The organism is Cupriavidus sp. P-10, assembly GCF_003402535.2.
Lineage (GTDB): Bacteria > Pseudomonadota > Gammaproteobacteria > Burkholderiales > Burkholderiaceae > Cupriavidus.
Window position 1 is genome coordinate 545,138 of record NZ_AP025172.1, and the last position, 14,161, is coordinate 559,298.

The window sequence follows — 14,161 nt, forward strand, 5'->3', positions numbered from 1 at the left end:
CGTTACCACTCAGATTCCGAAGATTCCGCGGCATGTGTTGTTGAAGGTTTCGATTGGATGACTAGTTCGAGCCCGTAAAGGCTGACCAAGGCAAGCAGTTGCTCTGCCGTAATAGCCTTAGGATCAAGCTCCATCGCGGACAACCGGCTCTGGCTGAGCCCGAGTCGGGGCGCGGCCTGACCTTGCGTAAGCTTCTTGGCGCGGCGCGCGGTGCGCAAAAGGTTGCCGAGTTGCGAAGGAGAGGACACCACGAGTTTCATATCAATTACCTGCTATACGCATATATTCATATTACTCGTTTTGCAGCTAAAAACAAGATACCTTCCACAGAGGTATCACAAATTTACGCGTTTGGCAGGTATTACTTGGTCTAAATGTGGCTCATGAGCCTCGTGCAGCCGCTCAGCCGGCCGACTAGTCTCTTGGCGGGTGCCCAAGTTCGCGCCGTGGGCTGGGATCTGGAAGCTAAGGCCAGCCCCGAAGAGGCTAAGCTCCTCGGCAAGCTCGAAGAGTTCATTGTCTACCTCGACAACGATCGGCACTTCATCGTGAACTACGGTGACCGCTATCGGCATGGGGAGCCCATTGCATCAGGTTTTGTCGAGTCGGCCGTCAACCAGGTGGTGAGCAAGCGATTCGTCAAACAGCAGCAGATGGCCTGGGACACCAGATCGAGAGTTCGGCGGATCGCAGACAGCATGCCAAGCGCGAACACGTCGACCTTGAGCAGACTGCCGCGAGCGCAGGTGCTGCTCGGCGTTGGGCAGTACATACCCACACTCGGGAACCGGGCGATGCACACGAATGGCAGTCAGCCATGCAGGGGCTTGCGCGAGCGCACGTGCCATACCGTATTCACCTGTACGGAACGCAACACGGCGCCCGCGTCTCGTCCCATCGTTTCAAGAAGCTCAAATGGGAATGTCAGGAAATCCGTCAGTTGTCACGTAACAATCGACACCTGCGGAAGCACATTTTGGCGCAATGGGAGGCGTTTGTTGCCACCCAACTGCCTGCTGCCAAAAACCTGGATTCCCTCGCCCTGCGCGACCACGCGCCGCAGATCCTGCAAGCCATCGCTAAGGATTTGATGACTCCGCAAACAAGCAAGGCACAACACGAAAAATCATTGGGACGGGCCCCGAAGGTGCCCGGCACGCCAGACACCGCCGCACAAATACACGCCGTCATCCGCGCTCGCGGTGGCTTCAACATCAACCAGTTGGTCGCCGAGTACCGGGCGCTGCGCGCCAGCGTGCTGCGTTTGTGGATGGACGATTTTGAGTTAGTCGCCGCGGATTTGGACGACCTGATGCGATTCAACGAGGCGATCGACCAGGCCGTCGCGGAATCGGTGGATTACTTCAATACGGAGGTCGAGCAGTCTCGCAATCTCTTGCTCGGAATGCTTGGACATGATTTGCGCAGTCCCCTGCAGGCCATCCAGATGACCGCCTCATATCTGGCGACGCTGAACGCCGGGGAGACGGTAGACAGCGTCAAGCAGGACGGCCGGTCCAGCGACAACCATCTTGGCCGGTTAGCCGGGATGATTGTCGGTAGGTCTTAGGTCATGGTTGTCGCTCCGATATCGTTGTGATTGTCGTTGTCGCTGGATGATCGTCGTCGGCTGGACTGGTTGTCGCTGGCGGTGCGCCGGCGGTAGCTTTCGACGTTCATTTCGAAGATCGTCGAATGGTGGACGAGCCGGTCGATAGCGGCGATGGTCATGCCCGGATCGGGGAACACGTTGTCCCACCCAGAGAACGGCTGATTGGCCGTAATAAGCAGACTGCGCCGCTCATACCGTTCTGCGATCAGTTCGAACAGCACGCTCGTTTCCGCCTGGTCCTTACGGGCGTACGAGAGATCGTCAAGGATGATCAGGTCGAAGCGGTCGAGCTTGGCCAGCGTGGCGGGCAACTGCAGGCTTTGCCTTGCCGCCTGGAGTTTCTGGACGAGCTCGCTGGTACGCGTAAGCAGCACCCGGTAGCCAGCGTCGATCAGCGCGTGTCCGATGGCCGAACCAAGGTGGCTCTTGCCGCCGCCAGGCGGGCCGAAGATCAGAACATTGGCGCCTTTCTCCAGCCAGGAATCCCCGGTAGCCAACGCCATGACGTGAGCCTTGGAGACCATCGGCACCATGCTGAAGTCGAACGTGGCCAGCGTCTTCGTCAGGTCCAGGCGAGACTCGGTGCGGTGGCGTTCGATGCGGCGCTTGGCTCGTTCGGCTAACTCATGCTCGAGCAAGGCACCAAGCAGGCGGGTGGCCTGCCAGCCTTCCTTGTCGGCACGCTGCGCAAACTCTGGCCACAGGCGGCCGATAGTAGGCAGGCGCAGCTCGTTGAGCATCAGGGTCAGGCGCGCGGAGTCGTGGGGGATGGGTGCGTTCATGCTGCCGCCCCCTGGCCCAGCAGGGCGTCATAACAACTGGCCGGTGGCATCTGGACATGAATGACCGGGCAGTCGGCTTGCCGCGGCGCAAACTCCTCGCGCAGTGCCTCCAGGTTCGGTAGCGCCCCGTCGGACAGCATCGCCTCCAGGCGCGTGGCCAATACAGCCTCGATGCCGTCCATGGCAGCCAGCTCAAGTAGGCCAACCATCGTCTTGCATGCATCGCGTTGCGACACGCGGACGTCAAGCTGCTCCCAGGTTCGCCGATAGGCCTCCCGCGGGAACAGTTCGTTGCGGAAGGCTAGTCCCTTGAAGGCCTGCGGCTTACGCTTGAGGCCGTCTATGAAGTGCCGATAGTCGATGGACCGCCGGGTACTGTTGGCGGCGTGGGAACCACGAGGGGTGCTGAACACCATCGCTCCAGACAGATAGCAGTCCAGTCGATCGCCATAGACACGGACCTTCAGACGGTGGCCAATCAGGCGCGACGGCGCGCTGTAGAGGATGCCGCGCACGGTAAAGGTGCTGCACCGGGTAACTCGCGCTTCCTCCTCGGCGAAGTCGGTTGTGCGCCGAGGCGGCAAGTCCATAAGCTGCTCGCGCTCGATGCGGAACGCCGCAGCATTACGTCGGTTGCGACGCATTACAACGTCGCGCAGGAATTCCTCATAGGCGGCTCGATCCTCGAAGTCCCGGTGACCGCGCAACATCAGCGCCTGGTCAACGGCCTCCTTCAGATAGCGGTGGGACGATTCTACGCTGCCGTTCTCGTGGCCTTTGCCGCGGTTGTTACGCGTGCCATTCATCCCATAGTGTTCCAGCAACGCCTCGTAACGCGTTGTGAAGTCCTCCCGCTCCCGCAGGTTCTTGAACGCCGCAGACAGGCTGTCGGTGCGATGCTCGCGCGCGCAGCCGCCGGCCTGCCAGAGCGCGTTCTGCAAGCCTGAGGACAGTGCCTCGAAGCTCTCTCCACCTTCGACCACCTGCGCATACTCCCATCGAGAGAACGCGAACACAAAGTGATACAGGCGGTGATCGAACCGGAGGCCGGCGATGGTGACGTCTAACGCCCGCATATCGGTGAAGTCCGACAGCGCCCGGATGCCCGGCGCATGCTCCTGCGGGAAGAATATCTCCTTGGCCGGGCCGGACACGGCCCGCCATTGGCTGATGCGTCGCTCGAGCGTGCGGCGTACGCTGTCGGGATATTGGCCGGGGTGGTCGTCCTGGAGCTTGCGTAGGATGGTGATGGCCTGCAGACGTGGCTCGCTCTTGAGCATCGGAACGACTTCCGTGTCCCAGACATCGGTGAACGGATCGGGCCGTGATCGCCAGTAGCGACGCGGCTTCTGAGACGGCAGACGGGCATCACATTCGATACGCCGAGCGCTGCGTACGCTGATGCCGGCCTTGGCGGCGGCAATCTCCTGGCTGTGTTCTTTGCGTTTAGACATGTAGAGGCGAACCTGTTGGTCGGTAATACGGGGTCCAGACATTGACTGACCGCTTCGAGATGCGATCAGCCATCGTAGAACCCGGCCAACTCGGCGCCGCCGGTGGCGGGAACTCTCCGGCGGCTACGCCGCCTCCGAGTCCCCGCCACCGGCCAAGATGTTTGTCGCTACGCCGGACAAAATGATTGTCGCCGCCCACTCCAGGCTTTTTTGTTAGGGCGTGCCTACGGGCTCAACGACAACTCCTTCAAAATGCAATTGGTCCCGCTAGCTCCAGAAGGGGCCGCGCGAGCAACAAAAATTGGGAGCCAGCAGGGGCCGCAGACATCGGCCACTCGATCGGCGGGTTCCATTGGCCGTGCGTCAACATTCGCCGGCGGTGTAATGCGGGGTAACGTGCAGTGCCTTCTTGTTTTCGACATCGGCCGCTGCAATTCCCAATCTGGTCGAGCAGTCTCTACTCGACCTTAGGACGCGTACCGAGTCACCCGAGCTCGGCTTCTAGGATGAACCTGGAAGTCGGGTTCCTCTTGGTCATGGATACCCGCAGATCCTGCCGGGCACGAGTCACTGCTACATAGAAGAGGCGGCGCTCCTCAGCCTCGGTGCTCTTCTCGTCGGGGACGACCGTCTCTTCCGCCCTAATAATCCAGACGCGGTCCCATTCGAGGCCTTTTGAGCTGTGCATCGTCGTCAGCACCAGCGCATCCGGCGCCGGCTTGTTGTTGTCTCGCCGCAGAAAATCCAAACGATCCGAGAAGGGACCGTTCAACCGCGACAGCACGTCATATGTGGTGGTGATGGCGCGGCGTGCCTGATCTGCACCTGCTTGCTGCATCATCCACTCGTGCACGCCCTCCAAAACTAACGAGTAGAACTGCCGGTCGCAGAGCGCGCGCCATTCAGCCAAACGCTTCATTAGCTCGCGATACTTGCCGGCCGAACTCTCGGAGAGACCCAACTCGACCAAGTCCTTCCTCTGATGCTGCTCGCCAGTCGCCTTGCCACTGTTGTGGAGTAGTCGCAGTTCATGCGTTCCGATACCCACGAACGAGAGCAATGCGTCGATCCCGGTCTTCCTAGTCTTCTGGACGAGTTCCAGAAGGTTGCACATCAGGGCACCCTCAGGGCGGCTGAGAATAGATTTTCCCGACGCCCGGTAGTATTTGATGCCGTGGGAGCGACAAACCGCCTCGACCGGATCGAGGACGCGATTCGTCCGGGCCAATATCGCCGCCGACTGACTTTTTGAAAGCGCAGGTGCGAGGTGTTCCATCGCGGCGACTGCCTCGGCGTACTCGTCCGGGAACCGCTGGAATGCTACTTCGCCGCCTGGGCCCTTGTGAGCAACGAGGGCTTTCGGAATCCGGTCGCGGTTGTGGCGGATGATCTTGTCGGCAGCACCGAGAATCTCGGCATGACAGCGATAGTTTTTTCCCAGCACCACAGGTTGCGCGTCAAACTGCCGAATGAAGGACTCCATGCCGCGGAAGCCGAGGGCCGATCGAAAGCCGTAGATGCTTTGATCGTCGTCGCCTACGACCGTAATAATCGAGCCCGCCTGAGCATGGAGCGCGATCCACTGGTATTGCAGCGGATCGGTGTCCTGAAATTCGTCAACGAGCAGATAGGTGAGGGGGTAAGGCGCGATCGTGCCGAGTTGCATGCCTTCGACCGCCAGGCGCAGCATGTCCTGAAAATCGATCTTCCCATTACGCTCCAGCGAATCCTGATAGGCGCGGTACAGGACCTCCTCGGTTGTCCCTGCCTGGACTTGGCCAAAGTTTGTCTTGATGGCCTCGATGGCGGTGATAGCGTCCTCAACCTTCCAGTCCAATCCTGTGTCAGCAAGCGCCTGAGTGAGCAACCCAATGCGATCGCCATCGGTGGCGATATCACGCTTTCCCTCAACGCCGCTGCTGAGTTGTTTGTAGGCGAGTGAATGGAACGTGCCGGCCATCAGCCTCTTCTTGGCGACACTGCCCGCAAGTGATCCAATGCGATCGCGCAACTCAACGGCGGCATCCTTGCTGAAGGTGACGGCACCAACCGTCGCGTTGGGCGCTGAGAGCAACATCGCGGCCTTTGCCGCGATGGTCGCCGTCTTTCCGGCGCCCGGGACAGCGATTGCAACGCAATGGGCGCGGCAGTCAACGACTTCGCGTTGCGACGGATTGAGCTTATCAAGGGTCTCTGCGAGAGACATGATGTTTGACCGGAAAAAAGGGACTTGGACTACTTCAAGCCTGACTCGATGTGGCACGCAGTGATAGCAAATGTCACTTGCAAACATCCAATGTCAGAAGGTGCCATGAAGATTCACGAGGTGTCAGGACGTGGCACACAGCTAAACGAAAGGGACTGGACATTAGGTGCGACATACTCACAGCAAGTGACACCTATCAGATCCCGCGCACAGTCGTCATCAGCTTCAGATGAGTGGTGTAGCTGCGCAGACCCAGCGGCTGGAACTTGCGCAGGAAGCGCGTGACTTCGTCGTTGACGTCGCTCTGGTCCCGAATGCCGTTCCAGACCATGAAGTCGAACTGGTCCATGGTTTGATCGAACTTGATCAGAACCTGCAGGGCGCGTACCGAGAAGCGCGAGTAGGCCTGGACCTCCAGCGCAAGGGATGGGCGTTGGATCGTTGGCACGAACACGATCTCGTCCTTTGTACGCATCTCCTGTTCCCGTTGTTCGCGGTAGGCTTTCGCCACACGCAGCTGCTCGTCCACGTAGTCCTCAATCTTCGAGAGTTCACGTTCGAGGTAGTTCTCGAGCGTCGACAGTTCGGTGCGCGAGAAGGTAGCCGCACCAAAGCGCTGCAAGTTCAGCGACATGCGGTTCATGTACGGCCACCATTGCTCGAAAAGCGGGCGCAGGCGCGTGTGATTGAGCTTCAGCGCCACAGGAACAACTGCCGCGCCGGCGAGCTCGCGATTGAGGATCAGCAGGCCGAGTTCACGGCGACGGCGAACGATTGCCTGGCGGTCCTCGGGCGCGAGATCACGGAACAGCTTGCGAGTGCGTTCCACTTGGGCCTTGCGCTCCTCATGGTCCACCGTCGAGATCAGACCCTCGTTGCGCAGTACATCGGCGGACTGCTCCATCTCCGCAAGCTCTGTCTCGACATCGCCAGAGCTATCGATCGAGCCAAGCGTGGTAGGCGATTCAGTGAGCAGCGCAACGGTATCGTCGGTCGGACCAACTTCCTGGAGCGGCGCATCGGCAGGGGTCAGATCGGTCATTGTCATGATTTCTCCTTTAGTAGGCTGGACACCCGGCCTTGTTAGTCGCTGCGGAGTCGGCTACTTGCCGACGTGGAATGACGCTGCAAGGCGCCAGCAGAGCAGGCCGACCAGACAGACCCCGAAGGTCCACCAGGTCGCCAGCATGGGAAGAGGTAAGAGCAGGGCGGACGCGCCGAAGCCAAAGCAGAGCATCAAGCCGTGTGCCGCCACATGGAAGGACACCGGGTTGGCAAAGCCAGCGCCAGCAGCGCGAATCTTGCGCGACACCGTTCCATCGTTGAACAGGGCAAGGAACAGCACGATTGCGCCAACGAGCCAGTAGTGGCCGACCGCTGCGCGATACAGTGCGCGGTAGATCGTTAGCCAGAAGTGCTGCATCCAGCTTCTACCGAAGGCAGACGCGCCGCCATCGGCAAAGCCGGTCTGGGCGTCGGAGCCGGAGAACGACGACTTGACGACGCCGCTCTCGATGAACCATTGGTGAAAGCGGGCGTTGGCCAGTGTCACGGCGACGTCAGCCCTGTCCTGACCGAGCACCCGCTCAACCGACGCCTGTTCCGCCTCACTGATTTCAAAAGCGCTTTCGTCTTGGATGAACGGAGCGAGCGTGCAGATCATCAGCGGCGAAAAGATCAGCCACAGGCGGACGTGCGACGCGAATCGACTATTTGCCATGTCAGCTAAGGGCGAGCAATACCGGCAGGCTCAGGAAAGCGACCAACGCGCCCCAGAAGACAGCCGGCTTGACCACGGAGATCTTGATGAGCGCAAAGCACGCTGCCGCGGCTCCAGTGGTGAAGGCTAGCGGCATTGCCGGCGCGCCCGGAGGCGGAGCGGTCAGCCACTCATGCATGTGCAGGGCGAGCGCCAGGTCGACGCCGCAAAGCTTGGCTGCCATGCGCGTCGGAGCCTGTTTGAGGCGGATCGCAAGCCGGCGCGCGTCATTGTGCAAAGTTGCCAGCGACATCGTAGCTCTCGAAGTAGCGGGTAAAGGTGTAGCCCGTCAGCACGCGGGCGGCGAGCTGAAACGCAGCGCAGCGTTGGGTGATTGCGCCCGGAGCCGGCTCGTCGACAACCCGGCACACATAGCCTTCGGGCTGGCGCTGCTCGAACGCCGGAATGGACTCGTGAAAGGGATACCAGACGTTGTACTTCTCGCCTTTGAAAGCTGCGTACCGCTTGCCGTAGAGTTCATGCGCGCGGGAGAACAGGCCCTTCATGAATGCCACGTTGGGGTCGCCGTGCTTGCGCGCGGCACGCCAGGCGGCGATGCCATCGGCCAGCATTTCCTTGACCAGGGGCTCTTCGCGGACGCAGAAGTTCACGCCGATGTAGTCGACCACACGCGTGCAAATGTCATCGAGATCCGGCGATAGGGAGAACACCGGCGAAAGCTTCGCCGAGAGCTTGTGGTCCTTGACGATTTGTCGGAACAGGCTGCTGCGCATGGGTGTTTAGTCTTTGATGATGGGAATTCGGCCCTGGTAGACAGCGCCTCCAGAAATTCGCAGGAAGTACTGCAGGTTCGGTAGTTGCATGACAAGGTCGTGCGTAATCAGTGGTACCTTCTCAAGCTGGGCCGAACGGGACACCGACCCGCTGAACTCGCCGATGTGGGCCTCTGTTCCGGTGCTGGTGCTGCTCGACACGACCAGGTTGCGGATAGCGGTGGTACCGGCCTTTTCGGAGAACCATTGCGCCGTGTCGATGTCTTCCAATCGTAAGACGATCTGGTTGTTCAAATTGCCCAAAACCTGCTGCATTTTGGCTACGTTTCCGAGTTTGGCCGTGAAATCGGAGCGGGTCTGGTAGGCAACGAATGCCTTGAAGCCGGCGCCGCGGCCCTTGTTCAGCAGCTGGAGCAATTGCTCGTTGATGGCCTCGGCCGCTTCGTCGACTACCAGGACGATCTCGGGTGGCTTGGCGTAGAAGTTGTAGATCGCGCCGGCGACAGAAGCGATGTCAGCCAGCAGCATCGACATGACAGCCTGTGCCACCATCGAATTGGATAGGGAGTCCGCACCCACGTAGAGCACGGCCTTCTGCTTGATGACCTTGTCGATATCCCAGATCTCGCGGTCGTCCTCAAAGTCGTCGGCCTTTGGTGCCAGCATTAGACCTGTCTCGCCGGTCGCCAGCATCTGCAGCAGGGGCAGGGCGGATGCAATGATCCGGCCGTAGTGATCGCGGTCGTGTTGATAGGTCGAGATGAGGCCGTCGATCGCTTCATGCCCGTTGCCGAGCTTGGAGAATCGGTCGATGTACAGGCTGACCATGGCGTCCAGGCGGGTGCCACCCGCCTTCTGCGCAACCTTCTGCATATACCCCGCGACTTCCTCTTCCCAATCCGGCTTCCCAGCTTCCGGGAAGAAGCGCTCCAGCCCGCGCTCAAGCAGATTGTTGATGCCGTTCTGTGCGTACTGCAGGATCGAGCGCAGGTTCGGCTTGTCGCCGACGTAGAGCTCGCCCTTCACGGCGCGGTCGATGAACAGGAAGGCGAACTGGCGGAAGGGGCCTTCCTCCATCAGTTGGGCGATACGCGTCGGGATCTCCGAGGGCTGAGACCAATTTTCCAGTGGATTCAACCGGATGGACTGCGATGGGGCGGCTTGCTTCCAATACAGGAACTTGCGGCCGGTCCGCTCGCATTCGCGCTTGCACCGAGCGACCCAGTCGTGTCCGGGGGGCAGAAGGTGTGGATCAATGAGTGTCTGACCCGCGGAATCGCGCTCTACCGGGCGCAGGACGAGCAGCAACCGTTCCAGACCCTCTTTACCGATGAGGCCGATGGCCCCTTGGATCCGGAGCGTAAGCGCGCCTTCATGAGAATGAAGCGCGAAGTGCTGCGGATCGGCGGCTACGAACGGGAGTTCTTCATCTCGCAAACGCCGGACCTCGTCGACGAGGCTGACGGCGTCATCGATGTCGTTGCCCTGGCGGCGCAGTAAGGCTGGCCCATCAACTATCACGCCCCCCATCTCCGAAAGTAGGGCGGGCTTCTCTTTTATGACTCCAACCATGACTTTGACCAACCCACTTCTGAGTGAGGACCAGGATCGGCTTGTGGCCGTCTCTATCGAGCTTGGCATGCAACAAATCCAACGAGAGATTGCCGCGGGCCGGATTCCGCCGACCATCACCGAGTTCTCCGCGCTGCACGACTATGTCGATGCCAACGAGTTTGGCGGGCTGTGCGAGGAAGACGGACAGTGGCGTAGGTTGTTTCCCCGCGAGACCGCCACGGACGAGGAGATCTTCTGCGAGGCCGCCAACCGAGTGCAGGACGCATTGGCGAAGTGGTTGGCGAACAGTGCCGAGCGCAACACATTGCTGGTCGCCCAATTAGTCGACGATGCGCTCAATGCGGCGTGCTTGGCCGTCCAGACGCGGTTGAAACTGGACTATGGAGATGTGGCCGGCGTCTTCTTCTCTGGCGAGCAGAAGGTGGCATTTCAGAAGATGTTTGCCCGATATGCGCTTTGCGAGATCGCAATGATGTCTAAAGACGAAGGTGCGTGAGGTTTTGCATGCCCTTTCAATCTCGCCTTTCGGGCACGGCAGTCCTTGCAGTCAAATCCGATACCTGCCGGGCATCGCATCGCGCGACGCCCGGCTGGAGCTAAGTCATGAACCATATTCAAACGGCTGTGAAGGCCGAGCTCGACGCGCTGCGCGATTTCCGCAACGTGCCCGCCGCAGCCTACCTATACGTCGAGACGCACGCGGCCAAATTGGCCGATTGGGATGCAACGGGCGAAAGCGTCTCGAACATTGCCGATCTCGTGCTAGACATTGTCGCTGCAAGGTAAGCCATGAACCGTCGGAACGAGCCTGCGAAGTCTTTGCGGTTCGAACCGCGATCAGGCGTGCGGCGGTGGCGCCTTTACGGACGCTTAAGCGCATTCTCCCTACCAATCCCTTGCGGGCTCTTGCTCGCAAGCCTACATATTTCAAGCCATGTCAAAGATCATGATTACGGCGGAACACGCCGCAAAGTTGCTGCCTCGCGGTAAGAAGGTGCACACGTTTTTCAAAGTTTTCGGCTGGATTGGTGCCGACGTTGACCGGACCAAGGTGCTGGCGGCATTTGCGTCAGCCCAGGAGGTTGAAGTGTCTCCCGATGCTGCGTGCTTCGGCCATCAGCTGGCCGTAAGGCTGGACGGCATGCGAACCTACATCGACACCAACCAGAAGGCCTTGCGCAAGCTGGTACCGCAAGCGGTTGCCGCGTGAGGACGGATCATGCACCTCATTGTCGACATTGATATTGGTGGCGCAGCGTTGCAGAGGACGGCCAGTCCCGCCGAAGCCGCGCAGCAATTGCGCGAGTTGGCCAACGAGATCGAACGCAAGGTAGTTGATTTCTCCGTCTGCCGCGAGGGCCAACGCCTGGCTGGCACGGACGGCGGATGCGCAATCGCCTATCTCGCCGATCTGTAGCACTTCCAAGTTGGCGTGGTGGTAAGTTGCTACGCCTCGGCTCGCTATCTTCTAAGAGCCAATGGAAAAAGCCCCGAGATCCGCAAGGACTTCGGGGCTTTTCTTTGGCTCTCGATAGCCAGGTGCGATTACGCTGCGGCGTCCTTCAGCTTCTTCATCGCGCGAACCTTCACCTTCACGCTGGCCGGTTTGGCGGCAAACCACTGGTCCTGGCCCGTGAACGGATTCTTGCCGAAGCGCTTTTTCGTGGCCGGAACCTGGATGGCTGAGACCTTGAACAGGCCGGGGAAGGTGAACTCGCCTGCGCCTTTCTTGTGGATCGCGCTCACCATCGTGTTTTCCAGGTGAGTCAGAACAGTTTGGACGGTCTTCTTGTCCAGTTCGGTCTGGGCGACCAGGTGGGCGAGGAGGCTCGACTTGTTGAACGTGTCCTTCAGCGGCTTGGCAACCGGGGCGGCTGCGGCAGCCTTCTTAGCCGGAGCGGCTTTCTTTGCCGGGGCAGCCTTCTTTGCGGGGGCAGCCTTCTTTGCGGCGGTCTTCGTTGCAGTCTTCGCGGATGCTTTCGTGGCCATGTCGTACCTGTAAGAAATGCGTGCGCGCGGGATATCGCGTACATCGCATCCGCGAAGAATAGCAAATGCAAGCGCGAGTGCAATAGCGAAATGCGCTGAAACCCCGGTCATTTCAGGATTTTTCGCCGCCGGGCAGCCGAAATGGTACGGAAATGCGGTCGCAGGTGCGATTGCTGGCAAGTTCTAAGATGCGGGTCACGTCGTCGTGCGTACAGCCTGCGAGCAGCTGACGCCGGCAAAATGTATTGCGCAGCGTGCGGGGACTTGGCTCGACGCCGGAGAATTTTATCGATTCCAGCGCGGCGGCCACGATCCGGCCAAGCTCATGTCGGTAATGGGATGGCCATCCGGGAGCAGGGTAGAAAGCAGGTTGCCTTTGACGGCAAGCGTTGCGTGGCGAGCGTGCCAGGCCTGAAGTAGCGGTACAGCGAATGCGGCCAAGTGAACAGTGCGCCCATCCCGCGCCCTATGTCCCGTCACGAAGAGATAGGCCGGGTTTGCATCTGGCACTGGGTCGCCCAAACGCGCAGGCTTCCGCTGCGGTAATCCCCGTTGAGCGAGAGGTCAGAATCGCGGCCGCCCATAACGGTTGCGGCGCGCGGCGAGCCTTGCGCGGGTGCAGGCATAGCGCGGGTAGGCGGCATCGAGCATGCCCGCGATCCGCTCCAAGCGATCCTCCTGAGTGAAACAGCACGCGAGCAGGCATTCGTCGGCGCAGTAGCGGATGATTTCCTGTAGCAGCGCATACCGCTTCTCGGGCGGGAACTGGAGATTGCCGGCCTTCGCCCACGCCTTCAGCCCTGTCTGAGCCAGCGCTACGAGTTTGTCGGGTTTTGCTGGCCCGGTTTGACACAGTTCAACCGCTTCACGATGCAGCTGTCGGTCGAAATCGCTCATGCTGGCTCCCCGATGAGAGGCTGGAGATCCGCGACGCTGACCCAGCGGGGGCAGACTTTCACGCGCCCGCGGACAAACTCTTCCACCTCAACATCGGCCGTGGGGCCGCTCGGCCCGTTGAAGACCGAATTGACGCGAGCCTGACGGGCGGGGAGCGCGGGCGCGGCCCGGTAGCGCAGGGTGGCAATTGCGCCGGCTTGGATCCGTCCATAGGCGCGAAAGACGGGCGTGCCGTTGGCATGCCGGCCGATCTGGTCGCGGAACGCTGGCCTCAGCTCGTCGAGAAAGGCTCCGAGCTGCGATCGTTGCATGCCGATACCACCACAGGTTTCCTGCAGGACAGGCAGGTCGTGGCCGTATCGGCGGGCCAACGCAGCACGCATGACGCGCCGATACTCGGCGCCGCCGGCGAGCATCACCGATCCGATGCGCGTGGGCCATGCAGCGGGCCGAAGGTAGCTCGACAGATCCGCCATCATCTGATCGGCCCGTTGCCGGGTCATTCGTTGATCGTAGGGTGCGATCTCAGTGTCGGGTTCCAGGAAGCCATGGCGCGCGGATAGGATCAGGACGCGCGGCACCGCATCGCTGCGCAGATGTGCCCGGTACGATTGGTACATGACGCCTCGGTATAGGTCGATAGCCCGCGCATCCCGATCGAGCTTCGAGCCGGAACAGGCCATCAAAAGCAGGGCTGGCTCGACGGCTTCGTCGCAGAGCGCTGGCGCGGTCGGAATCAGGGAAAGTTGCGTGGTGGAGAGCATGGGCATGGTGTCGCGTTGCATGCTTTTCACTCTACAGACCTACCGTGAAAGTCAAGGCAGCCGCGTACCCAGGTATTTGTTGGACCGTGCCATCGGCCGCTCCCACCGGCAATCGAACCTGCCGAGGGTTGGTTGGCCCAGGATCGCCGCCGGGACGGCGATGGAAGCGAGGATGAGTTTGGTCATGCTGGCCTTGTAGTCGGATTCATTGGGGCGGGCGATACCTCATAGTGCCGCCGTTACCCGCGAACTTCCGCGATGAAGCCATAGCGACAGGCTGATACGAATGCGATCTCGCTTCAACCGAAAAACCAAAAAAATCAAATGAAGAAGACCACATTGTCGACCTGCCGATACGGCATCGGTGCCCACTGCGGAACTCGCGCATC

The 14,161-nt window shown here is 60.4% G+C and carries 16 protein-coding genes and 4 pseudogenes; 7 read left to right on the plus strand and 13 right to left on the minus strand.

Features of this window, described 5'->3' with window-relative positions:
• Window positions 1-2: 2 nt before the first annotated feature.
• Entirely contained in the window at window positions 3-260 is a 258-nt protein-coding gene (locus CTP10_RS32475; RefSeq protein WP_116324020.1) for a helix-turn-helix domain-containing protein, read from the minus strand.
• Between the two features lie 213 nt (window positions 261-473).
• On the opposite strand from CTP10_RS32475, the pseudogene CTP10_RS32480 reads away from it, so the two are divergent.
• Window positions 474-662: pseudogene (locus CTP10_RS32480) on the plus strand (ISKra4-like element ISBte1 family transposase); the annotation flags it as partial.
• Between the two features lie 278 nt (window positions 663-940).
• Window positions 941-1,492 (plus strand): annotated as a pseudogene (locus CTP10_RS32485) (RsbRD N-terminal domain-containing protein); the annotation flags it as partial.
• A gap of 74 nt (window positions 1,493-1,566) precedes the next feature.
• Here CTP10_RS32485 and istB read toward each other — a convergent pair.
• From istB to traD, 8 genes and pseudogenes are all read right to left on the minus strand, one after another.
• Entirely contained in the window at window positions 1,567-2,394 is an 828-nt protein-coding gene (gene istB / locus CTP10_RS32490) for an IS21-like element helper ATPase IstB (RefSeq protein ID WP_116324068.1), read from the minus strand.
• Window positions 2,391-3,890, minus strand: a complete 1,500-nt coding sequence (gene istA / locus CTP10_RS32495; protein WP_116324069.1) for an IS21 family transposase — start codon at window positions 3,888-3,890, stop codon at window positions 2,391-2,393. The genes istB and istA overlap by 4 nt, the downstream gene beginning before the upstream one ends.
• 442 nt (window positions 3,891-4,332) lie before the next feature.
• A complete protein-coding gene (locus tag CTP10_RS32500; protein ID WP_116323894.1) occupies window positions 4,333-6,054 on the minus strand; it encodes an ATP-dependent helicase in 1,722 nt (573 codons plus the stop codon).
• A 196-nt stretch (window positions 6,055-6,250) separates the two neighbouring features.
• Window positions 6,251-7,102, minus strand: a complete 852-nt coding sequence (locus tag CTP10_RS32505; protein WP_116323895.1) for an ATPase — start codon at window positions 7,100-7,102, stop codon at window positions 6,251-6,253.
• 54 nt (window positions 7,103-7,156) lie between these two features.
• On the minus strand, window positions 7,157-7,774 hold the full coding sequence (locus CTP10_RS32510) for a DUF4400 domain-containing protein (protein ID WP_116323896.1): 618 nt from the start codon (window positions 7,772-7,774) through the stop codon (window positions 7,157-7,159).
• Between the two features lies 1 nt (window position 7,775).
• Window positions 7,776-7,997 (minus strand): hypothetical protein, encoded by a 222-nt coding sequence (locus CTP10_RS32515; RefSeq protein ID WP_233528483.1) that lies wholly within the window; start codon window positions 7,995-7,997, stop codon window positions 7,776-7,778.
• A gap of 43 nt (window positions 7,998-8,040) precedes the next feature.
• On the minus strand, window positions 8,041-8,547 hold the full coding sequence (locus tag CTP10_RS32520; protein ID WP_116323898.1) for a hypothetical protein: 507 nt from the start codon (window positions 8,545-8,547) through the stop codon (window positions 8,041-8,043).
• A gap of 6 nt (window positions 8,548-8,553) precedes the next feature.
• Window positions 8,554-9,774: pseudogene (traD, locus tag CTP10_RS32525) on the minus strand (conjugative transfer system coupling protein TraD); the annotation flags it as partial.
• Here traD and CTP10_RS32530 point away from each other — a divergent pair.
• The 5 genes and pseudogenes from CTP10_RS32530 to CTP10_RS32550 all read left to right on the plus strand — a co-directional run.
• A pseudogene (locus CTP10_RS32530) lies at window positions 9,772-10,047 on the plus strand (SMC family ATPase); the annotation flags it as partial. The pseudogenes traD and CTP10_RS32530 overlap by 3 nt on opposite strands.
• A gap of 70 nt (window positions 10,048-10,117) precedes the next feature.
• Window positions 10,118-10,618, plus strand: coding sequence for a hypothetical protein (locus tag CTP10_RS32535; RefSeq protein ID WP_116323899.1), 501 nt, complete (start codon window positions 10,118-10,120; stop codon window positions 10,616-10,618).
• Between the two features lie 107 nt (window positions 10,619-10,725).
• Window positions 10,726-10,908, plus strand: a complete 183-nt coding sequence (locus CTP10_RS32540) for a hypothetical protein (protein WP_116323900.1) — start codon at window positions 10,726-10,728, stop codon at window positions 10,906-10,908.
• Window positions 10,909-11,056: 148 nt separating this feature from the next.
• The gene (locus CTP10_RS32545; protein WP_116323901.1) at window positions 11,057-11,332 is read left to right on the plus strand and encodes a hypothetical protein; all 276 of its coding nucleotides are present in this window, start codon (window positions 11,057-11,059) and stop codon (window positions 11,330-11,332) included.
• Between the two features lie 9 nt (window positions 11,333-11,341).
• Window positions 11,342-11,539: a cell division protein ZapA gene (locus tag CTP10_RS32550; RefSeq protein WP_116323902.1), complete on the plus strand. Its 198-nt coding sequence runs from the start codon at window positions 11,342-11,344 to the stop codon at window positions 11,537-11,539.
• Between the two features lie 128 nt (window positions 11,540-11,667).
• Here the strand turns inward: CTP10_RS32550 and CTP10_RS32555 are convergent, their stop codons facing one another.
• The 4 genes from CTP10_RS32555 to CTP10_RS32570 all read right to left on the minus strand — a co-directional run bounded on the left by CTP10_RS32555 (window position 11,668) and on the right by CTP10_RS32570 (window position 13,958).
• The gene (locus CTP10_RS32555) at window positions 11,668-12,111 is read right to left on the minus strand and encodes an HU family DNA-binding protein (protein WP_116323903.1); all 444 of its coding nucleotides are present in this window, start codon (window positions 12,109-12,111) and stop codon (window positions 11,668-11,670) included.
• Window positions 12,112-12,675: 564 nt separating this feature from the next.
• Window positions 12,676-13,008, minus strand: coding sequence for a hypothetical protein (locus CTP10_RS32560; protein ID WP_116323904.1), 333 nt, complete (start codon window positions 13,006-13,008; stop codon window positions 12,676-12,678).
• Window positions 13,005-13,793: a DUF6884 domain-containing protein gene (locus tag CTP10_RS32565; protein ID WP_233528484.1), complete on the minus strand. Its 789-nt coding sequence runs from the start codon at window positions 13,791-13,793 to the stop codon at window positions 13,005-13,007. The genes CTP10_RS32560 and CTP10_RS32565 overlap by 4 nt, the downstream gene beginning before the upstream one ends.
• 30 nt (window positions 13,794-13,823) lie before the next feature.
• Window positions 13,824-13,958 (minus strand): hypothetical protein, encoded by a 135-nt coding sequence (locus CTP10_RS32570; RefSeq protein WP_271816171.1) that lies wholly within the window; start codon window positions 13,956-13,958, stop codon window positions 13,824-13,826.
• Window positions 13,959-14,161 lie beyond the last annotated feature (203 nt).